At 62.3% G+C, this 20,556-nt stretch carries 23 protein-coding genes and 2 riboswitches; of the genes, 12 read left to right on the top strand and 11 right to left on the bottom strand.

Annotation, left to right across the window (positions count from 1 at the left end; all coding sequences use genetic code 11):
• The first annotated feature begins 30 nt into the window (after nt 1–30).
• Both dapF and mtaB read left to right on the top strand, forming a co-directional pair.
• Nucleotides 31–870 (top strand): diaminopimelate epimerase, encoded by an 840-nt coding sequence (gene dapF, locus BWR18_RS16065; protein ID WP_076630368.1) that lies wholly within the window; start codon nt 31–33, stop codon nt 868–870.
• Nucleotides 867–2,123 (top strand): tRNA (N(6)-L-threonylcarbamoyladenosine(37)-C(2))-methylthiotransferase MtaB, encoded by a 1,257-nt coding sequence (gene mtaB / locus BWR18_RS16070; RefSeq protein ID WP_076629450.1) that lies wholly within the window; start codon nt 867–869, stop codon nt 2,121–2,123. The genes dapF and mtaB overlap by 4 nt, the downstream gene beginning before the upstream one ends.
• A gap of 166 nt (nt 2,124–2,289) precedes the next feature.
• Here the strand turns inward: mtaB and BWR18_RS16075 are convergent, their stop codons facing one another.
• The 5 genes from BWR18_RS16075 to BWR18_RS16095 form a co-directional block, all read right to left on the bottom strand.
• Nucleotides 2,290–3,078, bottom strand: a complete 789-nt coding sequence (locus BWR18_RS16075) for a cytochrome c1 (RefSeq protein WP_076629452.1) — start codon at nt 3,076–3,078, stop codon at nt 2,290–2,292.
• A 14-nt stretch (nt 3,079–3,092) separates the two neighbouring features.
• Entirely contained in the window at nt 3,093–4,439 is a 1,347-nt protein-coding gene (locus tag BWR18_RS16080; protein WP_076629454.1) for a cytochrome b, read from the bottom strand.
• 14 nt (nt 4,440–4,453) lie between these two features.
• Nucleotides 4,454–5,014 carry a ubiquinol-cytochrome c reductase iron-sulfur subunit gene (gene petA / locus BWR18_RS16085; protein WP_076629455.1) on the bottom strand — a complete coding sequence of 187 codons (561 nt, stop codon included), beginning with the start codon at nt 5,012–5,014 and terminating at the stop codon, nt 4,454–4,456.
• A 330-nt stretch (nt 5,015–5,344) separates the two neighbouring features.
• A complete protein-coding gene (locus tag BWR18_RS16090; protein ID WP_076629457.1) occupies nt 5,345–5,947 on the bottom strand; it encodes a glutathione S-transferase in 603 nt (200 codons plus the stop codon).
• A gap of 29 nt (nt 5,948–5,976) precedes the next feature.
• The gene (locus BWR18_RS16095) at nt 5,977–6,591 is read right to left on the bottom strand and encodes an FMN-binding negative transcriptional regulator (RefSeq protein ID WP_076629458.1); all 615 of its coding nucleotides are present in this window, start codon (nt 6,589–6,591) and stop codon (nt 5,977–5,979) included.
• Nucleotides 6,592–6,652: 61 nt separating this feature from the next.
• Nucleotides 6,653–6,796, top strand: a riboswitch (FMN riboswitch).
• An 83-nt stretch (nt 6,797–6,879) separates the two neighbouring features.
• Between BWR18_RS16095 and BWR18_RS16100 the strand changes: the two genes are divergently transcribed.
• Nucleotides 6,880–7,320 (top strand): 6,7-dimethyl-8-ribityllumazine synthase, encoded by a 441-nt coding sequence (locus BWR18_RS16100; protein ID WP_076629459.1) that lies wholly within the window; start codon nt 6,880–6,882, stop codon nt 7,318–7,320.
• Here the strand turns inward: BWR18_RS16100 and BWR18_RS16105 are convergent.
• The 3 genes from BWR18_RS16105 to BWR18_RS16115 are packed head-to-tail and all read right to left on the bottom strand — an operon-like array spanning nt 7,309 to nt 10,491.
• A complete protein-coding gene (locus BWR18_RS16105) occupies nt 7,309–8,001 on the bottom strand; it encodes a thiamine ABC transporter ATP-binding protein (protein ID WP_076630369.1) in 693 nt (230 codons plus the stop codon). The genes BWR18_RS16100 and BWR18_RS16105 overlap by 12 nt on opposite strands.
• A complete protein-coding gene (locus BWR18_RS16110; protein ID WP_076629460.1) occupies nt 7,988–9,535 on the bottom strand; it encodes a thiamine/thiamine pyrophosphate ABC transporter permease ThiP in 1,548 nt (515 codons plus the stop codon). Before BWR18_RS16110 ends, BWR18_RS16105 begins: the two co-directional genes overlap by 14 nt.
• Nucleotides 9,511–10,491: a thiamine ABC transporter substrate-binding protein gene (locus BWR18_RS16115; RefSeq protein ID WP_076629461.1), complete on the bottom strand. Its 981-nt coding sequence runs from the start codon at nt 10,489–10,491 to the stop codon at nt 9,511–9,513. The genes BWR18_RS16110 and BWR18_RS16115 overlap by 25 nt, the downstream gene beginning before the upstream one ends.
• Before the next feature lie 38 nt (nt 10,492–10,529).
• Nucleotides 10,530–10,631: riboswitch (TPP riboswitch) on the bottom strand.
• A 93-nt stretch (nt 10,632–10,724) separates the two neighbouring features.
• Between BWR18_RS16115 and aroC the strand changes: the two genes are divergently transcribed.
• The gene (gene aroC / locus BWR18_RS16120) at nt 10,725–11,825 is read left to right on the top strand and encodes a chorismate synthase (protein ID WP_076629462.1); all 1,101 of its coding nucleotides are present in this window, start codon (nt 10,725–10,727) and stop codon (nt 11,823–11,825) included.
• Here the strand turns inward: aroC and BWR18_RS16125 are convergent.
• Entirely contained in the window at nt 11,822–12,403 is a 582-nt protein-coding gene (locus BWR18_RS16125; protein WP_076629463.1) for a TetR/AcrR family transcriptional regulator, read from the bottom strand. The two genes, aroC and BWR18_RS16125, sit on opposite strands and share 4 nt — an antisense overlap.
• A gap of 126 nt (nt 12,404–12,529) precedes the next feature.
• Between BWR18_RS16125 and BWR18_RS16130 the strand changes: the two genes are divergently transcribed.
• Together BWR18_RS16130 and BWR18_RS16135 are read left to right on the top strand one after the other, a co-directional pair.
• Nucleotides 12,530–12,934: a DM13 domain-containing protein gene (locus BWR18_RS16130; protein WP_076629464.1), complete on the top strand. Its 405-nt coding sequence runs from the start codon at nt 12,530–12,532 to the stop codon at nt 12,932–12,934.
• 43 nt (nt 12,935–12,977) lie between these two features.
• Entirely contained in the window at nt 12,978–13,919 is a 942-nt protein-coding gene (locus tag BWR18_RS16135) for a DMT family transporter (protein ID WP_076629465.1), read from the top strand.
• On the opposite strand, the gene BWR18_RS16140 is transcribed toward BWR18_RS16135, so the two are convergent.
• Both BWR18_RS16140 and BWR18_RS16145 read right to left on the bottom strand, forming a co-directional pair.
• Entirely contained in the window at nt 13,916–14,257 is a 342-nt protein-coding gene (locus BWR18_RS16140) for a nuclear transport factor 2 family protein (RefSeq protein WP_076629466.1), read from the bottom strand. The two genes, BWR18_RS16135 and BWR18_RS16140, sit on opposite strands and share 4 nt — an antisense overlap.
• Before the next feature lies 1 nt (nt 14,258).
• Complete coding sequence (locus tag BWR18_RS16145; protein WP_076629467.1) at nt 14,259–15,125, bottom strand: branched-chain amino acid aminotransferase; 867 nt, start codon at nt 15,123–15,125, stop codon at nt 14,259–14,261.
• Nucleotides 15,126–15,276: 151 nt separating this feature from the next.
• On the opposite strand from BWR18_RS16145, the gene BWR18_RS16150 reads away from it, so the two are divergent.
• The 6 genes from BWR18_RS16150 to dxs are packed head-to-tail and all read left to right on the top strand — an operon-like array spanning nt 15,277 to nt 20,510.
• Nucleotides 15,277–15,789 carry a MarR family winged helix-turn-helix transcriptional regulator gene (locus BWR18_RS16150; protein WP_076629468.1) on the top strand — a complete coding sequence of 171 codons (513 nt, stop codon included), beginning with the start codon at nt 15,277–15,279 and terminating at the stop codon, nt 15,787–15,789.
• The gene (locus tag BWR18_RS16155; RefSeq protein WP_076629469.1) at nt 15,786–16,487 is read left to right on the top strand and encodes a response regulator; all 702 of its coding nucleotides are present in this window, start codon (nt 15,786–15,788) and stop codon (nt 16,485–16,487) included. The genes BWR18_RS16150 and BWR18_RS16155 overlap by 4 nt, the downstream gene beginning before the upstream one ends.
• 36 nt (nt 16,488–16,523) lie before the next feature.
• Nucleotides 16,524–17,462, top strand: coding sequence for a histone deacetylase family protein (locus BWR18_RS16160; protein WP_076629470.1), 939 nt, complete (start codon nt 16,524–16,526; stop codon nt 17,460–17,462).
• On the top strand, nt 17,459–17,701 hold the full coding sequence (locus tag BWR18_RS16165) for an exodeoxyribonuclease VII small subunit (RefSeq protein ID WP_039684979.1): 243 nt from the start codon (nt 17,459–17,461) through the stop codon (nt 17,699–17,701). Before BWR18_RS16160 ends, BWR18_RS16165 begins: the two co-directional genes overlap by 4 nt.
• A 5-nt stretch (nt 17,702–17,706) precedes the next feature.
• The gene (locus BWR18_RS16170) at nt 17,707–18,573 is read left to right on the top strand and encodes a polyprenyl synthetase family protein (protein WP_076629472.1); all 867 of its coding nucleotides are present in this window, start codon (nt 17,707–17,709) and stop codon (nt 18,571–18,573) included.
• An 8-nt stretch (nt 18,574–18,581) separates the two neighbouring features.
• The gene (gene dxs, locus BWR18_RS16175) at nt 18,582–20,510 is read left to right on the top strand and encodes a 1-deoxy-D-xylulose-5-phosphate synthase (RefSeq protein WP_076629474.1); all 1,929 of its coding nucleotides are present in this window, start codon (nt 18,582–18,584) and stop codon (nt 20,508–20,510) included.
• Nucleotides 20,511–20,556 lie beyond the last annotated feature (46 nt).

Genomic DNA, 20,556 nt, shown 5'->3' on the forward strand with positions numbered 1-20,556 from the left:
ATACTGGATTCCCAAAAAACCTGGGGTTATATGCCCGCCATGGCGGATACGGCGACCTCTCATTGGCCCTTCATGAAGATGCACGGGGCAGGCAACGACTTTGTCGTGATCGACGGGCGTGAGGCGCCTGTGACGCTGACGGAACCCTTGGTGCGTGCGCTGGCAGATCGGCACCGCGGCGTCGGGTTCGATCAATTGGCCCTCATCACCGAAGGGTCGGACCTGACCATCACGTTTTACAACGCCGACGGCTCACGCTCCGCCGCCTGCGGCAACGCCACCCGCTGCATCGCGGCCCGTGAGCTGGCGCACAGCGGCAAGGATCGCATTCGAATCGACATCATCGGGCGTGGCACGCTGGAAGCGATGCAAACCGCCAACGGCACCACAGCCGTCAACATGGGGCACCCACAGCTTGACTGGCAGGACATCCCGCTGGCGCAAGACACGGATACGCTCGCGCTGCCCATTGACGGAAGCCCGGTGGCCACCGGCATGGGCAACCCGCACTGCACCTTCTTCGTCGACGATGTGATGGATGTGGACCTCGCCACCATCGGCCCGCAGATCGAACACCACCCGCTTTTCCCGGAGCGGACCAACGTGCAGTTCGCCCAAGTGATCGGCCCCGACCACATTCGTATGCGCGTCTGGGAACGGGGAACAGGCATCACCCTCGCCTCCGGCTCGTCGTCCTGCGCCACGGCTGTCGCCGCTGCCCGGCGCGGCCTGACAGGGCGCACGGTACAGATCGACCTCGACGGCGGCACGCTGCATATCGACTGGCGCGACGATGGCGTCTGGATGTCCGGCCCAACGGCCCATGTGTTCGACGGCACACTCACACCCGAATTCCTGAACAGCCTATGACCGCGCCTGTCTTCTCCAACCACGGTTGCCGCCTCAACGCCTATGAGACCAAGGCGATGGAAGAGCTGGCGGCGCAGGCCGGTATGACCAATGCCGTGGTCGTGAACACGTGCGCCGTCACAGCCGAGGCGGTGCGCAAGGCCCGCCAGGACATCCGCAAGCTCCGCCGCACGCACCCCGACGCCAAGTTGATCGTGACAGGCTGCGCGGCCCAGACCGAACCCGACACGTTTGCAGCCATGGACGAGGTCGACGCCGTCATCGGCAACACCGAAAAGATGCAGGCCGACACATGGTCCGGGCTCGCCGGGAGCTTCGGCACCGAACCGGTGCAGGTCGACGACATCATGTCGGTCACCGAAACGGCGGGCCACCTCATTGACGGCTTCGGCACCCGCAGCCGCGCTTATGTGCAGGTCCAGAACGGCTGCGACCACCGCTGCACCTTCTGCATCATCCCCTACGGCCGCGGCAATTCCCGCTCGGTCCCCGCAGGCGTCGTGGTGGACCAGATCAAGCGGCTGGTGGACCGAGGCTTTAACGAGGTTGTGCTGACAGGCGTCGATCTCACGTCATGGGGCGCCGACCTGCCGGGCGCACCGCAGCTTGGCGATCTGGTCATGCGCATCCTCAAGCTGGTGCCCGACCTGCCCCGCCTCCGCATCAGCTCCATCGATTCAATCGAGGTGGACGAGGCGCTGATGCAAGCCATCGCCACCGAACCACGGCTGATGCCCCACCTGCACCTGTCGCTGCAACATGGCGACGACCTGATCCTGAAACGGATGAAACGCCGCCACCTGCGCGATGATGCCATCCAATTCGCGCAACAAGCCCGCGCGCTCCGCCCCGACATGACCTTCGGCGCCGACATCATCGCCGGCTTCCCGACCGAGACGGAGGCGATGTTTGAAAACTCCATGCGTCTGGTCGCAGAGTGCGACCTGACCTGGCTGCACGTCTTCCCCTACTCCCCGCGCCCCGGCACGCCCGCCGCGCGGATGCCGCAAGTGAACGGCAAAGCGATCAAGGACCGCGCCGCCCGCCTTCGGACCGCAGGTCAGGTCCAAGTGGCGAAACACCTCACCGCGCAACAAGGCAAAACCCATCACATCCTGATGGAAAACCCGCATATGGGCCGCACCGAACAGTTCACCGAAGTCACATTCGACACAGCCCAGCCCGAGGGCCGGATCGTCACGGCGCAGATCACCGGCCACTCAGCGACCACGCTCACAGCTTCTTCTGGCTAAAAATACTGCGGGGGACGGCGCCAGCCGCGGGGGCAGAGCCCCCTTCCACGAAACCCATCCCGCGACAGTATGTATTCAACGCACCAGCCTGTAAGGCGCAGGTGTCCTGCGCCAAAGAAAAAGCCCCACCAAAAGGCGGGGCTTTTCATCACTCAATGCTGAGCGATCATTTCTTCTTGTAGCGCGCCTTGACCGGCGCCCACAGACGCTTGTTGGTCAGGTACAGCAGCACCGACAGGATCGTGAGGAAGATTACGCCAACAAACCCGGCCTGCTTGCGGGCCATGAGTTTTGGCTCAGCCGTCCACATCAGGAAGGCGGACACATCCTCCGACAGGCTCTGCAGATCGGTGGCCGCACCATCGGCAAACTCCGTGTCGTCACCGTAAAGCGGCGGCGCCATGGCGATCCAGCCGCCAGGGAAATACGTGTTCTCGTACAGCACCGCACCGGCCTCTTCCTTCTCCTCACCGGTATAACCATTCAGCAGCGCAGTGATGTATTCCGCGCCCCCCATACCGTTGAACAGCTGGTTGATGCCCAGACCATAGGGGCCGTGGAACCCCGCGCGGGCCTTGGCCATCAGGCTCAGGTCAGGCGCGTTTTCCAGGTTCGAGCCAGGAAAGTGGTCGTTCGGGATCGCCGGACGAAAATCGTCAATGGCCGGATCGAACACTTCGTAGAACTCGGCATAGGCGCGCACCTGATCGCTGGGCAGACCGGGACCGCTTTCATCCCCCAATGTCCGGATCGGCACATATTGCAGACCGTGGCAGGCCGCGCAAATCTCGGTATAGATCTGCAAGCCGCGCTGCAGCTGGTTCTGGTCGAATGACCCGAACGGACCGTCAAAACTGAAGTCCACATTGGGCACATTCTTGGCCTCGCCAGCGGCGAAGGCAGCGGTGGCCAGCGCGAACGCCGCCACCATGCTCACTGCAAGTTTCTTAAACATCTGCAGTTCTCTCCTTATTCCGCAGGCTGAGCCGAAGGCGCAGCAGACCCGCTGTCCCCCTTGCTCATCGACGCGGCAAAGTCTTCTTCAATGGTCGCCGGTTGCGCATTTGGCTTCTCGATCACGCCCAGCAGGGGCAGGATGACCAGGAAGTACACGAACCAGTAGGTCGACGCGATCAGCGCAATCGTGTTGTACGGCTCTTCCGCCGGGCGGGCACCCACCCACATCAGCACGAAAAAGTCGACAACCAGCAGGGCAAACCACCACCGGAACATCGGGCGATAGCGACCCGAACGCACGGACGACGTATCCAGCCAAGGCGCCAGCGCCATCACGGCAATCGCACCAAACATCGCAAGCACACCGAAGAAATCGGCCTGGATGATGCCACCGCTGATGAAGGTCGTGAACTGCACGAGCCACACATCAGGGGTAAAGGCACGCAGGATCGCGTAGAACGGCAGGAAGTACCATTCCGGCACGATATGTGCGGGCGTCGCAAGCGGGTTCGCCTCGATATAGTTGTCGGGGTGGCCCAAATAGTTCGGCATGAAGCCCACGATGGCAAAGAACACCACCAGGATGATCCCCAGCGCGAACAGGTCCTTGATCACGAAGTAGGGCCAGAAGGGCAACGTGTCTTTCTCGGCCTCTTCCTTCGACGTGCGGCGCACTTCAACACCGGTCGGGTTGTTGTTGCCCGTGGTGTGGAAGGCCCAGATATGCACGATGACCAGACCGGCGATCACGAAGGGCAGCAGGTAGTGCAGGCTGAAAAAGCGGTTCAGCGTGGAATTGTCCACGGCAGGCCCGCCCAAAAGCCAGCTTTGCAGCGCCTCACCGATGAACGGGATCGCACCAAACAGGCCGGTGATCACGGTCGCACCCCAGAAGGACATCTGACCCCAGGGCAGAACGTAGCCCATGAATGCCGTACCCATCATCAACAGATAGATCAGCATACCAATGATCCACGTCACCTCGCGCGGCGCTTTGTACGATCCGTAGTACAGGCCGCGGAAGATGTGGGCATAGACTGCGACAAAGAACAGCGATGCGCCGTTCATGTGCAGATACCGCAGCATCGCGCCACCGTTCACGTTGCGCATGATGTGCTCGATCGAGGCGAACGCCTCGTTCACGTGCGGTGTATAATGCATCGCCAGAACGATACCGGTGATGATCTGAAGCGCCAGACAGAAGGTCAGGACAATGCCCCAGATCCACATCCAGTTCAGGTTCTTCGGCGTCGGGATCATCAGCGTGTCGTACATCAGGCCAACGATCGGCAACCGCTTGGCCAGGCCCTTTTCCCAGGCAGCCTTCGGTTCATAATGGTCGTGAGGAATTCCAGCCATGGTCTATCTCTCCCTTAACCCAACAAAATCGTGGTCTCGTCCACGAATTCAGCAACAGGAACCGGCAGGTTTTCCGGTGCAGGTCCACGACGGATCCGGCCCGAAGTATCATAGTGCGAGCCGTGACAGGGGCAGAACCAGCCGCCAAAGTCCCCTGCGTCGCCCAAGGGCACACAGCCCAGGTGCGTACACACGCCTTGCATCACCAGCCACTCGCCCGCTTCGTCCAGCGTGCGGTTGGCGTCATCTGCGGGCACATCGCCCAGGTTTTCGTTGCGCGCGATATCATCGGGCAACTCGTCAAGCGACACCTCGCGGGCCGCCGTGATCTCTTCCTCGGTCCGGCGGCGAATGAACACCGGCTTGCCCAGGAACAGCACAGTCAGCTGGGTGCCAGGACCAACGCTCGAAACATCGACGCGCATCGTGCTCGCCGCGACAACATCGGCCGATGGGTTCATCTGGTTCACCAGCGGCCAGATCGCTGCACCCGCCGTCACCGCACCTGCGCCAGCCGTGGCGTAGTACAGAAAATCGCGCCGGGAGCCTTCGTGGTCTTCTTCAACGTGGGACACGGGGGACTTCTCCAGTTTCCAGCGACCCCGAGGGGTCAAATAACAACGCAAGCCACGCAAACACGCGGCCTGTTCATCGGGCTATCTAGCCGGGTCACCCGCTCACGTCCAGCACGCAAACTGACACACGTGGTCGCAGGGTGCTTGATTAACCCGTTGATAAGACTCGCGACCGTGCGGTCCGTTAACCGGCCGGGCGGTGCATCTCCGGTGTACGATCTGTGCACAGGATGTGTACGTCCGGTGCATGGCTCATTCGCCCTGTTTTGCTGGCGTTAACCCCGATTCGCGCCCGTTCGGCACGAAACACCCACCGAACGTTGCGCAATATTACCCTTCCGGTGCCGTCGCCCGCATCGACGGACGGGCCGCAAACACCTCGTACCAGGCGGCCAGCGCATCACGCCCCTTGCGCCAGTCCCTCTCCCCATGCCGGAAATCCAGATAGCCCAGACCACAGCCCACACCGATATGGCCGATGTCCATCTTCCCGGCCAATTGCCCCATCCAGCGGGCATTGAGCGCGTCAAGCGCCCCCTCGACCTTGCCCCACTGCGCCTCGATCCAGTCCGCCGACTGAATGGCCTCCTCCCGGAACCGCTTTTCGTAAACCATCAGCACGGCAGCCTCCATCAGCGCATCCGCCGTGGCCTCCAGCACCAATGTCTCCCACCCCTTGTCGGGGTACAGACCCGCCCCGGCCCGCGCATCAAGGTAGCGGCAAATGACCCTGCTGTCATACAGGGTCGGCCCCTCGTCGCGCACCAGCGCCGGGATCTTGCCGACCGGGTTCGCCGCCTTCAGCGTGGCATCCGTGCCACCGGGCGCTGCGGTCACCGTCACCGTCTCGACATCATCCGCCTGCTCCGTTTCATGCAGCAAAACCAGCACTTTACGCACAAAGGGGCTGGGCCCCGCCATCAACAGCTTCATCGCGATTCTCCCGTGAATTCGCGCGCAGCCTAGGCCCCGCGCATCAGCGCAGCAAGGATGCGCGTCTCCTGCCCCATCCCATAGGCATCCACATAATCCGACGCCCGCAACCGCACCTCGTCCGGCTTGTTCTGGTTCAGCTTCCAGGTGCCGTCCACCGCCTCGATCACCATGCGACAGGGCACGATCTGGCGCATCATCTTCTCCAGCACCTCGGGCGTCATCTTGCCCGTTGTCCACGGGGTCTTGGGCAACAACTGATCCTCGAAATGCTTGGATTGCCGGTCCAGCATGTCGCGCATCATCTCGTGCGGCAGCATCTCCAACGTGCCGGTGATATGGACGGCGACGTAGTTCCACGTCGGCACCTGATCCGGCACCTCGTACCAGTCGGGCGAGATATACCCATCCGCCCCGCTCACCGCGATCTTCGCCTTCATCGGCACCTTCAAAGCCCGCGCAATCGGGTTCGACCGGACCAGATGCAGGTCCAGCTGCGCGCCCTCTTCATCAATCAGAAAGGGGATATGCGCCATCATCGGCCCGTCTTCGCTATTCACGGCCAGCACGCCAAACGCACGCTCGCGCGCAAACGCAATGTTCCGGTCGGCGGTCTCGGTGTGAAAGATCGGGTTCGGGTGCACGTGTCTGCTCCATGATACGTCGCGTCCCTCTTGCCTCTGCCGCTGCGGCTTGGCAACCTGACGCTGTTCTCAGGGCGGGGTGAAATTCCCCACCGGTGGTATTTGCGTCAGCAAGAGCCCACGAGCGCCCCGGCAAGCCGGGGGTCCAGCAGATCAGGTGAGACGCCTGAGCCGACGGTCACAGTCCGGATGAAAGAGAACGCAGGCGACAGCATCCATACGGGTGCGTCTTGTCGCATGCGCAATCGCCTTGGGTGTTTAAGTGTCTGAACCTAAAGGAGAAAACCCGTGACACACACCCGCTTCGCCTTTGTCAAAGCCCAGTGGCACGCCGCCATCGTCGATCAGGCTTTGCAGGGATTCACCGAAATAATCGCGTCAAATCAAGTGGATGTCTTCGACGTGCCCGGCGCGTTCGAGATGCCGCTGATGGCCCAGACCCTCGCCGAAACCGGTCAGTACCACGCAATCGCCTGCGCCGCCCTCGTGGTCGACGGCGGCATCTACCGCCACGACTTCGTCGCCTCAGCGGTGGTCGATGGCCTGATGCAAGTGGGCCTGAAAACCGGAATACCGATCCTGTCCGTCTCACTCACCCCGCACCACTTCCAGGAAACCGAGCACCACCTCGGCATCTACGCCGACCACTTCGTTCTCAAAGGGCGCGAAGCGGCCCAAGCCGCGCTGGGCATCACCGCAACACGCGCAGACCTGCGCTCAGCGGCCTAGATAGGCCCGCAAGGCCGGCGGCGGATCAACCATGGTTTTTGCCACCGGCTGAGGCGGGTCCACGCGGCCCGCGTCGACAAATATCAGATCATCCGCGCGCTCCGCATCCTCTGGCGCGTGGGTGATCATCAACACCGTGGCCCCCGCGTCCCGCGCCACCTGCGACGTCAAATCCAGCATCTCAACCCGCAACGCAGGCCCCAACGCCGCAAAGGGTTCATCCAGCAAAAGCAACGGCTTGGCCTGCACCAACACCCGCGCCAAAGCCGCCCGGCTTTGCTGCCCTCCCGACACATCACCGGGCTTACGATCCGCAAAATCTTCCAACCCAACACGGCCCAGCGCGTCATGCACCTGCGCCGTCTCGGCTTCACTCAACCGCAGCGCAGGCCGTATCCCCAAGCCCACATTCTGCGCCAGCGTCAGATGCGGAAACAGGTTCCCGTCCTGAAACAGCATCGCGATCCCACGCTTGTCCGGCGCCGCATCGGTCACGTCCCGGCCATCCACCTCGACGCTGCCACCTGCAATGTCGACATACCCACCCAACGCATTGAGAAGCGTAGACTTTCCCGCGCCAGACGGCCCGATCACCGCCACCCGGCGGCCTTGCGCGACCTCAAAATCCGCACTCAGGGCAAAATCTCCTTGAGCGATCCGCAACCCCTCAACCCGCAGCATGTCGCCGCCCCCACGCATCGCAGACCCAGAACATCCCAAAGGCCAGCGCCACCAGCACCAACGCCGCCCCCGCCGCCGCTTCGGTCCGATACGCGCCCATCAGCCGGTACATCTGCAACGGAAGCGTCGCCACATCCGGGTCCGCGAACAGCGCCACAACGCCTAAGTCCCCGACACTCAGCGCCGCCGTCAAGCCCGCCGCAAACCCGATCTGCGGACGCAGGCGCGGGATGATGACAATGCGCCACAGCGACACCCCACGCAGTCCCAAGCCCACACTTAAACGCCCGTAATCACTGAACACTTGCCGCATCGCAGGCAGCAGGATGCGCACCGCAAATGGCAGCGCCATCATCGCGTTGATCAGCGCGGTCACAGGCAACGCAAAGGCTGTGGGCGAGACATATGGAAAGATCAGAATGAACCACCCCGTCCCGATCATCAGGGGCGATGCGACCAGGCCCAAAAGGGTCAATGCCTCGGCCCCGCCCCACTGCGCTTGCGCCAACCACGCCGCCATCGGCAGGGCAAGAACCAGCAAAACGACGGTGCTCACGCAAGCAACCCAGACGGTCGTCCAGGTCGCACTCAACACCGAAACAGGCATATAAAACAGGCCCACAACGCCCGACAGCGCAATGGACAGCATCGGCAACAACAGGAACCCGGCAGCAAGCACGATCCAAAAAGCATCCCCCCATGGCGCAGGTGCATCCCACCGGCGCACCGCCCTGTCGCGCCCGGTTTGCAACGCGATGGGCGGCAGAATCCAAAGGGCCAGCACCGCCGCAGCCCCCGCCACGGCAAGCTGCAACAGGCTCAGGACAGCAGCCCGCCCGAGGTCGAAGTCGAACCGAAACGCTTGGTAAATAGCCAACTCAATCGTCGTCGCGCGTGGACCGCCACCCAGAGTCAGCGCCACTGCAAAACTCGTCAGGCAAATGACAAAGATCAGCGCAAACGCCCCCGGCACCACCTGCCACAGAATGGGCCATTCAATGACGCGAAACACCATGCGCGGGGGCAGTCCCAACTGACCCACAATGCGAAACTGCTCTGCCGGGACGGACTGCCAACCTTGCAGGATCAACCGTGTGGCCAAAGGCATGTTGAAGAAAACATGCGCCAAAACAACGCCATGCGCGCCATAGATGGACACCTCCGGCAATCCGACCACGCCCAGCGCTGTGTTCAGCCACCCGTTCCGCCCAAAGATCGCGAGCAACCCCAGAACAGCCACGATCACCGGCAGGATGAACGGCGCGCCCAACAGCGTCACCAACAGCGTGTGCCCCGGCAACCGCCGCCGGGCCAAGGCGCGGGCCACGGGTACCGCCAACACCACGGAAATCAGCGCAGACAGAAACGCCTGCCACACGGTAAAGCGCACCGCCTGCCATTCGGCAGCGCGCAAGCCAGTGGTGGTTTCAATCCTCTGACTGATGCCGACAAAGGCTGCAATCACCACCGCGACGACGAACGCCGCCGCGATGATGCCAGCCCTTTGGCTTACTGGCTGAGCGCGGCGCGCCATGTCTCGACCGCGTCCGCTTGCAGCTCTGCCGCCTCGGTTTCCGAGTAGAACAGCACCTTTTCAGGCAGCGGCAATTCCGACCACCCCTCGGGCCAATCGGCCTGCGGCAAGGCCGAAGGCAGCGACCAGTTGGCGGTGGGAATAATGGTCTGGAAGTCGCGCGACATCACATAGGCCAGGAACTGATCCGCCAGCGCAGGCTGGTCCGTGCCCGCAATCTTGCCCACCGTTTCAACCATGAAATAGTGGCCTTCGGGGAAGATCGCCGCCTTCTTGGTGAAGTCCTCTTCGGCAAACATGTGATACGCGGGCGAGGTCGTGTAGCTGAGCACCATGTCGGCCTCACCGTCAGTGAAAAGGCCGTAGGACGCCGACCAATCCTTGGTCACGGTCAGGATGTTGTCCGACAGCGCCTCCCACACCTCTGCCGACCGGTCGCCATAAACCGCCTGCACCCAAAGCACCAAAGCCAGACCGGAAATCGACGTGCGCGGGTCCTGAATGACGATCTTCACGTCGTCGGGCAGCGCCAGCAAATCCTCAAAACTCGCGGGCGGCGCGTCCATCGTATTCTCATTGTAAATGAACGCCGTGTGCCCGTAGTTGAACGGCAGGAACGTGTCATCTGTCCACTCAATCGGCAGCGTCAGTGCGCTGTTGTCCTGACCGTGCGGGGCAAACAGATCTGTCGCGCGCGCCTTGGCCGTCACGTCGGAAGTCAGGCCAATGACCACGTCGGCTTTGGTCCGCTTCCCTTCCAGCAACAGGCGCGGCACCAGATCGCCGGTGGACCATTCCAGATCGCAGGCACAGATCTTTTCAAACTCCGTCTCGATGATGGGTCCCGGACCCCATTCAGACGTAAAATAGTCTCCCGCATAAACAGTCAGAACGGGCGTGTCGGCCAATGCCGTCGTGGCGCCAAGCGTGGCAGCCAAAGTCAAAGCGTATTTCATCGCATCCTCCAATCAGAGAGGCGGCGGGATAAGGATCTTGGGATGAGCCAAACCTTCCCTCCGCCGGTGTTAACCGGTTCAGGTTCAACGGGTTCGCTGTGCGCATCTCAGCCTGTTTCCAGGCACCCCGAGGTAGGGCGGAAGCTAGGGCCCGCGCCCCGCCCCTGCAAGCGGAAAACGCCTTGAGCGTGCCGCATCGCATCGCTAGACGGGTCCGGCAAAGGAGCAACCCCATGTCGATCAACAGTTTTGGCCATCTTTTCCGCGTGACCACATGGGGCGAAAGCCATGGACCTGCGCTTGGGGCCACGGTCGACGGGTGCCCGCCGGGGGTCGAGGTTGATGAGGCGATGATCCAGCACTGGCTGGACAAGCGCAAACCCGGTCAGAACAAATACACGACGCAGCGGCGTGAACCCGACGCGGTTAAAATCCTGTCGGGCGTGTTCGAAGGGCAGACCACAGGCACCCCCGTCCAGCTGATGATCGAAAACACCGACCAGCGGTCGAAGGACTATGGCGATATCGCCGAAAAGTTTCGCCCCGGTCATGCCGATATCACCTATTGGCAGAAATACGGCATCCGCGACTACCGCGGCGGGGGCCGGTCCTCTGCCCGCGAAACGGCAGCGAGGGTGGCCGCAGGCGGTCTGGCACGCGCGGCACTGGACAAGCTGGTGCCGGGGATCGAGATCAAGGGCTACATGACCCGCATGGGTGCGCACGAGATTGACCGGGACAAGTTCGACTGGGACCAGATCGACCAGAACCCGTTCTGGGTGCCCGACGCCAAAGCAGCCACGACATGGGCCGATTACCTCGATGGTCTGCGCAAATCCGGCTCGTCGGTCGGCGCCGTGATTGAAGTGGTCGCGCGCGGCGTGCCCGCAGGTCTCGGCGCCCCGGTTTACGGCAAGTTAGACACTGATCTTGCGGCGGGAATGATGTCGATCAACGCGGTCAAAGGGGTCGAGATTGGCGAAGGCATGTCTGCCGCCATGCTCACTGGCGAGTTGAACGCGGATGAGATCACAATGGGACGAAACGGGCCCGAATATTCCTCCAACCACGCGGGCGGTATCCTCGGCGGTATCTCGACCGGGCAGGACATCGTTGCGCGCTTTGCGGTCAAGCCGACGTCGTCGATCCTGCAAACCCGCAAGACGATCACCAAATCCGGCGAAGAGGCCGAAATCATCACAAAGGGCCGCCATGACCCCTGCGTCGGTATCCGCGCAGTACCGGTGGGCGAGGCGATGATGGCCTGCGTCATCCTGGACCACCTGCTGCTCGACCGCGGTCAGACTGGCGGCGAGCGCGGTAAGATCGGCTAGGCCAGCATCACGCCAACAGAGCGGACGATGTTGTGCAGTGTGTCGTGATCAATGCGCGCCCGCGCCATGGTGCGCAGACCAACATACTGCGCGATGATCATATCGGCGAGGGCACCACGCTCCGCTGGGTTCAAGACGGCATGCTTCGGTGACGCGCCCAACGCCGTATAAATCCCATCGCGCAAGGCACCCAATCCTTCGGACACGGCCTTGGCAACATCATCGTCGTAACTGCTTGGCCCCGCCGCAGCGGTACACAGCAAGCACCCGCGCGCATCGCCATTGACGACGTTCTGATAGGAGCCCTGGAACATCGCCATGATACGCTCCGCCCCATTTGGAATGGACGGATCGGCAAGCATCGCAACACCCGCCTGAACCGCCTGTCGCTCATAGCGCTGCAAGACCTGCAGAAAGAGCGTCTTTTTATCGGTGAACGCCTTGTAGAGACTGCCCCGCGTCAACCCCATGCCATCCAGCAGGTCAGGCAGCGACGCCCCCTCGTACCCGTGTTCCCAAAAGACGTGCATCGCCTTTTCCAGCGCGTCGTCAATGTCGAATGATCGTGGTCTGGCCATGTGCTGTCTCCGATGTCTGACCTTCAATATAGTGTTTGGAACCATATAGTCCAGAACTCACAAGTTTGTGTTTTGTACCATTCGGTTCCTTTTGCTATCCACATATTAGGAACCATACAGTCCACAATGGAGACAGCAATGCTCACCCTCATGAAATCCATCGCCCTGACCCTCGCCATTGTCATTGGCTTTGCCACCGGCCCAGCCTCCGCCGACACCATCGCAAGCGGCACGTTCACCGGCGCGTCGGACCACATCACCACCGGCGAAGTTGACGTGATCAAGAATGCCGACGGCAGCCATACCATCGTGCTGGGCGAAGACTTCAGCCTCGATGGTGCGCCCGACCCGCGCGTGGGCTTGGGCAAGGACGGCAAATATGACGGCCGTACCGATGCGGGCGTGCTGGGCAATCTGACCGGCGCGCAATCCTTTGTCATTCCGGCAGGCGTAGACGTCTCGGACTTCAACGAAGTCTATATCTGGTGCGAAAAGTTCAGCGTTCCGCTCGGCGTTGCCAAACTGAACTGATCGGCTTGCCAATCCTGCCCCAACCCGACAAGGATTGGGGGAAATGAAAGCCCCCACAACCCAGAACAAGCCCGGCACCGCCATCGGCCTCAAGCTCGTGGCGGTGTTCCTGTTCATGGTCATGGCCGCGATGATCAAGGCCGCGACGCAAAACGTCCCCTCGGGCCAGGCCGTGTTCTTCCGCTCATTCTTTGCCCTGCCGATCATCATGGCCTGGATCTGGCGGGCCGGTGAGATGCGCGAAGCGCTGACACCCAACAACCTGACCGGTCACATCTGGCGCGGTCTGTTCGGGACCTCGGCCATGGCACTGACATTCGCGGGCCTTGCATTGTTGCCCCTGCCCGAGGTGACGGCGATCGGCTACGCCACGCCGATGTTCACGGTCATCCTGGCCGCAATCATGCTGGGCGAAAAGGTGCGCCTGTTCCGGATCAGCGCGGTTGCGCTGGGACTTGTGGGGGTGATGATCGTGATGTGGCCACGCCTGTCGGTGGATGTTGCAACGGTTGGCACCGCAGGCACAATCGGCGCACTGATGGTGCTGGGGGCGTCGATCCTGCGCGCCGTCGTGCAAATTCACATCCGCACGCTGGTCAAGACCGAGCACACCGCCGCCATCGTCTTCTACTTCTCGGTGACGGCCACTGTGTTGAGCCTCTTCAGCCTGCCCTTCGGCTGGATCGTTCCAACGACCACGGACATCATCCTACTGGTGAGCGCGGGCCTGATCGGCGGGATTGCTCAGATCCTGGTGACGGCCAGTTACCGCTTCGGCGCCGCCTCCATGCTGGCGCCGTTCGATTACACATCGCTTATCTTCGCCGCCCTTATCGGCTACCTAATCTTTGCCGAGTTGCCGACAACCGAAACAGTGATCGGCGCAACGCTCGTCATACTGGGCGGTGTGATTATCATCTGGCGCGAACGCCAATTGGGCGGCGGACGCAGCAGGGCACGGGCGGTGACGGATCCGAAGGGTTAAGGCTTGTGACAAGCCGACGCCTCTACCACCAGCCCGTCGGCCCCGAAGCGTAGTGTTTCTGCAGCGAGAACATCGCGCTGGTTGCGATACGTGATCACCATCATACCGTGCCCATGCAGCACATCGACCACGATGAACGACAGATCTGGCTGGGCCTCTAACGCGCGGGACCAGTACGCGCAAAGCGCGGCCTTGCCATGCAACTCACCATGACCGACCAGCCGCATCGCCTTTTGCGAGCGAAAGACGACGTCCTCGGCATAGTGCCCGAGGATGCGGTCCAGATCGTGCGAATTCCACGCCGCCTCCCACGCGATGGCGAAGGCGTCGTAGTCCATATCAGCTGCGCACCAGCTTTTCGTAATCTTCGGCCACATCGCGACACATTGCGCCAACCTCGAAGTTATAGTCCCCGATCTGGCCGACCGGCGTCACCTCGGCTGCGGTACCGGTCACCCAGCACTGCTCAAAGCCTTCCAGCTCTTCGGGCATGATCACCCGCTCGTGCACCTTGATCTGCTTGTCCTGCAACCGGCCGATCACCGTCTGCCGGGTCAGGCCGTTCAGGAACACGTCCGCCTTGGGTGTGTGCACCTCACCATCCTTGACGAAAAAGATGTTGGCGCCCGTGCACTCCGCCACATAGCCGCGGTAATCCATGAACAGCGCGTCCGAACAGCCCTTGGCCTCTGCCGCGTGTTTGGACGTGGTGCAGATCATGTACAGACCCGCCGCCTTGGCGTGGACCGGAATCGTCTCGGGGCTCGGGCGCTTCCACTTGGAAATGTCGATCTTGGCGCCCTTGAACTTGGCGTCGCCATAATAGCTGCCCCACTCCCAAGCGGCGATGGCCAGATGCACCGGGTTGCGGGCGGATGAGACACCCATGTCCTCGCCCGCGCCACGCCATGCCACCGCACGCACATAGGCGTCGGTCAGGCCATTGGCGGTCAGGACTTGCTGCTTGGCGGCTTCGATCTCGTCCACGGTGTAGGGGATCTGGAAATCCAGCTCACCCGCTGAAAAATGCAGGCGCTCGGAATGCTGGCGGCTCAGGAAAATCTTGCCGTTATAGGCCCGCTCGCCTTCGAACACCGACGACGCATAGTGCATGGCGTGGCTCAGAATATGGACATTCGCCTGACGCCAATCGACCATTTGGCCGTCCATCCAGATTTGTCCGTCGCGATCATCGTAGCCAGCCATGGCGCCCTCCCGATTTGCATTTATTGCGCAGATAAGACCGATGCGGTCATAAAGTTGCGTAAAACCTGCGATTCGATATCGCTTCGCCCTTGGAATGTCAACAAGGCTGACTTAAACTGCTACAAAAGACGACGCTTGAGCGGGGGCGGTTATGGAAGACGGACGGGCAACCACGACCAGAGGTGGAGAAAACCTTCTTTTCCTGACCGACGAACAATTGCGGCAAGGGATTGAGGCGATGTTCTTTGCCTATCGCGGCTTTACCGCCGATCCGGACCGCATCCTGTCGGACATGGCCTATGGCCGGGCGCATCACCGGGCGATCCACTTCATCAACCGCGCGCCAGGCACCACGGTGAACAACCTGCTCAACATCCTCGGCGTCACCAAGCAATCCCTGAACCGCGTCCTGCGTACCTTGATCGAGGACGGGCTGGTCGAAAGCCGGGTCGGCAAATCCGACAAACGGGAACGTCACCTGTTTCTGACCGAAGACGGCCGTACGCTCGAAGGGCGGTTGTCCGACGCACAACGCGCACGGATGCGCACGGCGTTCCGCGACGCAGGGCCGGAGGCGGTGGCGGGCTTTCGCACCGTGCTCGAGGCGATGATGGACACGGAAATGCATCGCACCTATCAAAGACTTAAGGAGAGCGGTGCATGAGTGACTTTGACGCCCATTTGCTGATCGTCGATGACGACGAACGGATCCGGAGCCTGTTGCAGAAATTCCTGATGCGGAGCGGGTTTCTTGTGACCGCCGCCCGCGACGCCGCCCATGCGCGGCGGGTTCTCGCAGGCCTCGACTTTGACCTGATGGTGCTGGACGTGATGATGCCGGGCGAAGACGGGCTGAGCCTGTGCCGGTCCTTGCGCGAAACCCACGCCACGCCGATCCTGCTGCTGACCGCCCGGGGCGAAACCGACGCGCGGATCGAAGGGCTGGAGGCCGGCGCCGACGACTACCTGCCCAAACCGTTCGAGCCCAAGGAACTTCTGCTGCGCATCAACGCCATCCTGCGCCGTGTGCCCGACGTGGCCCCGGAAGAGGCCGCGCCCAAAATCCTCACCCTCGGCCCCATTCGCTACGATATGGAACGGGGCGAGATGTGGCAGGGCGAGGACCTCGTCCGGCTGACCGCCACCGAGATGCAGTTGATGAAGCTGTTTTCCGCCAAACCCGGCGAAGCCATAAGCCGCGCCAAGCTGGTCGAGGATCTGGGCCGCGACCGGGGCCAAGCCCAGGAACGGGCGGTGGACGTGCAGATCACGCGGCTGCGGCGCAAGATCGAAAGCAACCCCAAGCAACCCCGCTACCTGCAGACCGTGCGCGGCGCAGGCTACATGCTGGCGCCGGATTGATCCGTCGGGTTTGCATATTTTTGGAACAATGAAGCCATGAGCACAGCACTGCTGACCCATCGCGACGGCCTTTTGCATGTCACACCCCCGGGCATGCCCGAACAGGAGGCGCGGCTCGACTACATCCAGCGCGCTTTGGCCGACCTTGACCTGATCCGTGTTGATCCACCGATTGCCGATGACGCCTCCATCGCGCTGTGCCATCCGCAGGACTACATCGACTTCGTCCGGTCCAAGGTACCCACCGATGGGTTCGCCGGTCTCGACCGCGAAACCGACGCCGAGACCTTCCTGTCGCCCACATCCTACAACGCCGTGTGGCGCGCCGCAGGTGGCGCGGTCAAGGCGGTCGACATGGTTCTGGACGACGAAGTGCAGAACGCTTTCGTCGCCATGCGCCCGCCCGGACATCATGCGGAACAGTCTCTACCAATGGGATTTTGCATCTTTGGCAATGTGGCCATCGCTGCGAAACATGCTCTCGAAGTGCATGGGTTGGAGCGTGTCGCCGTGGTCGATTTCGACGTCCATCACGGCAACGGCACCCAAGCGCTGCTGCAAGATGACCCCCGTGCCTTGGTGGTCACATCGCAGCAAATACCACTCTGGCCGGGCACCGGTCAGGCATCCGACCGCGGCCCGCACGGCACCGTGCTGAACATCCCGCTTGCCCCGCATACGGATAGCACCCATGCCATCGCGGAATACGAACGGCAAGTGATTCCGGCCCTGATCAAACACCAGCCCGAGCTTATCCTGATCTCTGCCGGGTTCGACGCGCATCAGGATGACCCGCTGGCGCAACTCAACTGGACGGCAGACACCTACACGACCCTCACCGACATGCTGACGCAAACTGCTCAAGACGTGTGCAAAGGCCGGGTGGTGTCGGTGCTGGAAGGGGGCTATGATCTGGACGCGCTGGCCGCATGCGCCCGCGCCCACGTCCAATCGCTGATGAAGGCCACCCAATGACCGACCGCCCCGTAGACGAAATGAGCTTCGAAGAAGCGATGGCCGAACTGGAACAGGTGCTGGGCCAGTTGGAACGGGGCGACGTGGCGCTGGACGATTCCATCAAGCTCTATGAACGCGGCGCGCTGCTCAAGAAGCGGTGCGAGACCAAGCTGCGCGAGGCCGAGGAGAAGGTCGCCGCCATCACCACCGACGCCGACGGCAATCCCACCGGGCTGAAACCGGTCGAAGGCCTATAAGAAATATGTTCCGCCAAAGGCTGAGTGACGCGGCCACCGCCATCCAGGCGCGGTTCGACGCCGTGCTAGGTGCGCTGGATGACGTGCCCGTGGTGCAAGCCATGATTCACGCGACCAACGGCGGTAAACGGTTGCGCGGGTTTCTGGTGCTGGAAAGCGCGCGGCTGCACGACATAGACCCTAATCAGGCGATTTGGCCCGCAACCGGAATCGAGGCGCTGCACGCATACTCCCTCATCCACGATGATCTGCCTTGCATGGATGACGACGATCTTCGGCGCGGCGAACCCACGGTGCATGTCAAATGGGATGAGGCAACAGCGGTGCTGGCCGGTGACGCACTGCAAACTCTGGCCTTTGAGCTGTGCACCCATCCCGATACGGGCGACGGCAACGCGCGCGCCGACCTCGCGCAATCGCTGGCCAAGGCTTCGGGTGCGCAAGGCATGGTGCTGGGCCAGGCGCTCGACATTGCCGCGGAAACCGCAGACGCGCCCCTAAGCCTCGACGAAATTACGGCTCTGCAAAGGGGCAAAACGGGTGCTTTGATAGAATGGTCCGCCACTGCCGGCGCGCGCATGGCGCGGGGCGACATCGGCCCCCTGCAAACCTACGCCCGCGCCCTTGGTCTTGCCTTCCAGATCGCCGACGACGTCTTGGATGTCACCAGTGATGCCGCCTCCATGGGCAAGGCCACGGGCAAGGACGCAGACGCGGGCAAAGCGACTTTTGTGTCCCTCTTGGGGCTGAACGAGGCGAAACGCCGCGCGGATGAACTGGTGACCGAGGCGTGCGACGCCTTACATGTATACCGAGCGGACGCCGACACGTTGCGGGACGCCGCCCGCTTCGTCGTGACCCGCAACAGCTAGAGACGCACATGTCAAACCAGCCAAACACACCGCTTCTGAACACCGTTAAACGGCCTGCCGACCTCAAACGGTTCTCGGACGCACAGCTGCGACAGGTGGCGGACGAGTTGCGAGCTGAAACCGTTTCCGCCGTATCAGTCACGGGCGGCCACTTGGGAGCGGGGCTTGGCGTTGTGGAGTTGACCGTCGCGCTGCACGCTGTGTTTGACACGCCCCGCGACAAGCTGGTGTGGGACGTGGGGCACCAATGCTACCCGCACAAGATCCTCACCGAACGCCGCGAACGCATTCGCACCTTGCGGATGAAGGGCGGGCTGAGCGGCTTCACCAAACGCTCTGAATCACCCTATGACCCGTTCGGCGCCGCCCACTCCTCTACGTCGATCAGCGCCGCGCTCGGGTTCGCCGTGGCGCGTGATCTGGGCGGCCAACCGCCAGAAGGGTCCGGCGACGCCATTGCCGTTATTGGCGACGGATCTATGAGCGCCGGCATGGCCTATGAGGCGATGAACAACGCGGGCCACCTGGGCAAACGGCTGTTCGTCATCCTGAACGACAACGAAATGTCCATCGCCCCGCCCGTCGGCGCCATGTCGTCGTACCTGTCGCGGCTCTATGCCCAAAACCCGTTCCAAGACCTCAAGGCGGCGGCCAAGGGCGCCGTCAGCCTGCTGCCCGAACCCTTCCGCGAAGGGGCGAAACGGGCCAAGGACATGCTCAAGGGCATGGCTGTGGGCGGCACGTTGTTCGAGGAACTCGGGTTCAGCTATCTCGGCCCCATCGACGGCCACGACATGGACCAGTTGCTGCCCGTACTACGCACCGTAAAGGCGCGCGCCACTGGGCCCATCCTGATCCACGTGCTCACAAAAAAGGGCAAGGGATACGCCCCTGCCGAAACCGCCCGCGACAAGGGCCACGCCACAGCCAAGTTCGACGTGGTCACTGGCAAGCAGAAAAAGTCGCCCTCCAACGCGCCCAGCTACACATCCGTCTTTGCCCAGCACCTGATCAAACAGGCCGAGGCGGACGATAAAGTCTGCGCTGTTACCGCCGCCATGCCAGACGGTACTGGCCTCAATCTCTTTGCCGAACGCTACCCCAGTCGCTGCTTTGACGTGGGCATTGCAGAACAACACGGCGTCACCTTCTCCGCCGCGCTGGCGGCTGGGGGGATGAAGCCGTTCTGCGCGATCTACTCGACCTTCTTGCAGCGCGGTTATGACCAGGTCGTGCACGACGTGGCAATTCAGCGCCTGCCCGTCCGCTTCGCCATCGACCGCGCGGGGCTTGTTGGCGCCGACGGCGCGACCCACGCGGGCGCGTTCGACGTGGCTTACCTGTCGAACCTGCCCGGTTTCACCGTGATGGCTGCCGCGGACGAGGCGGAACTGGCCCATATGGTCGCGACGGCAGCCGCCCACAACGACGGCCCCATTGCCTTCCGCTTCCCGCGAGGCGAGGGTACAGGCGTCGACATGCCCGAACGCGGCACGCCGCTCGAGATCGGCAAGGGCCGGATGATCCAAGAGGGCAAGGGCGTCGCCCTCTTGTCTTTCGGCACCCGCCTGCAAGAGGTGCAGAAGGCTGCCGAAAACCTAGCCGCCAAGGGGATCGTCCCCACCATTGCAGACGCCCGCTTTGCCAAACCGCTCGACCGCGAGTTGATCCTGCAACTGGCGGCGGATCACGAAGCGCTGATCACCATCGAAGAAGGTGCCGTCGGCGGTTTCGGCAGCCATGTGGCCCAGCTTCTGGCCGAAGAGGGCGTGTTCGACACCGGGCTCAAGTACCGCTCCATGGTCCTGCCCGACATCTTCATCGACCAGGCAAGCCCAGCCGATATGTACGCGGTCGCAGGCATGAACGCCGAACAGATCGAGGCCAAGGTGCTGAACGTCCTTGGCGTCACGTCAATCGGTGAGGCGCGCGCGTAAACCTTGCGCGGCGCAGGCCGTTTCGGCCAATGTTAGGGTCACATAT

It is taken from the genome of Tateyamaria omphalii, assembly GCF_001969365.1.
Lineage (GTDB): Bacteria > Pseudomonadota > Alphaproteobacteria > Rhodobacterales > Rhodobacteraceae > Tateyamaria > Tateyamaria omphalii_A.

Bases quoted from the DNA above. Each gene is read 5' to 3' on its own strand.
- BWR18_RS16165 (WP_039684979.1), top strand. From the start codon at position 17,459: ATGACCGACCGCCCCGTAGACGAAATGAGCTTCGAAGAAGCGATGGCC.
- aroC (WP_076629462.1), top strand. From the start codon at position 10,725: ATGTCGATCAACAGTTTTGGCCATCTTTTCCGCGTGACCACATGGGGC.
- BWR18_RS16130 (WP_076629464.1), top strand. From the start codon at position 12,530: ATGGAGACAGCAATGCTCACCCTCATGAAATCCATCGCCCTGACCCTC.
- BWR18_RS16155 (WP_076629469.1), top strand. From the start codon at position 15,786: ATGAGTGACTTTGACGCCCATTTGCTGATCGTCGATGACGACGAACGG.
- dapF (WP_076630368.1), top strand. From the start codon at position 31: ATGCCCGCCATGGCGGATACGGCGACCTCTCATTGGCCCTTCATGAAG.
- BWR18_RS16090 (WP_076629457.1), bottom strand. From the start codon at position 5,947: ATGAAGCTGTTGATGGCGGGGCCCAGCCCCTTTGTGCGTAAAGTGCTG.
- BWR18_RS16075 (WP_076629452.1), bottom strand. From the start codon at position 3,078: ATGTTTAAGAAACTTGCAGTGAGCATGGTGGCGGCGTTCGCGCTGGCC.
- BWR18_RS16170 (WP_076629472.1), top strand. From the start codon at position 17,707: ATGTTCCGCCAAAGGCTGAGTGACGCGGCCACCGCCATCCAGGCGCGG.
- BWR18_RS16145 (WP_076629467.1), bottom strand. From the start codon at position 15,125: ATGGCTGGCTACGATGATCGCGACGGACAAATCTGGATGGACGGCCAA.
- BWR18_RS16125 (WP_076629463.1), bottom strand. From the start codon at position 12,403: ATGGCCAGACCACGATCATTCGACATTGACGACGCGCTGGAAAAGGCG.
- BWR18_RS16115 (WP_076629461.1), bottom strand. From the start codon at position 10,491: ATGAAATACGCTTTGACTTTGGCTGCCACGCTTGGCGCCACGACGGCA.
- BWR18_RS16160 (WP_076629470.1), top strand. From the start codon at position 16,524: ATGAGCACAGCACTGCTGACCCATCGCGACGGCCTTTTGCATGTCACA.
- mtaB (WP_076629450.1), top strand. From the start codon at position 867: ATGACCGCGCCTGTCTTCTCCAACCACGGTTGCCGCCTCAACGCCTAT.
- BWR18_RS16080 (WP_076629454.1), bottom strand. From the start codon at position 4,439: ATGGCTGGAATTCCTCACGACCATTATGAACCGAAGGCTGCCTGGGAA.
- dxs (WP_076629474.1), top strand. From the start codon at position 18,582: ATGTCAAACCAGCCAAACACACCGCTTCTGAACACCGTTAAACGGCCT.
- BWR18_RS16150 (WP_076629468.1), top strand. From the start codon at position 15,277: ATGGAAGACGGACGGGCAACCACGACCAGAGGTGGAGAAAACCTTCTT.
- BWR18_RS16110 (WP_076629460.1), bottom strand. From the start codon at position 9,535: ATGGCGCGCCGCGCTCAGCCAGTAAGCCAAAGGGCTGGCATCATCGCG.
- BWR18_RS16135 (WP_076629465.1), top strand. From the start codon at position 12,978: ATGAAAGCCCCCACAACCCAGAACAAGCCCGGCACCGCCATCGGCCTC.
- BWR18_RS16140 (WP_076629466.1), bottom strand. From the start codon at position 14,257: ATGGACTACGACGCCTTCGCCATCGCGTGGGAGGCGGCGTGGAATTCG.
- BWR18_RS16105 (WP_076630369.1), bottom strand. From the start codon at position 8,001: ATGCTGCGGGTTGAGGGGTTGCGGATCGCTCAAGGAGATTTTGCCCTG.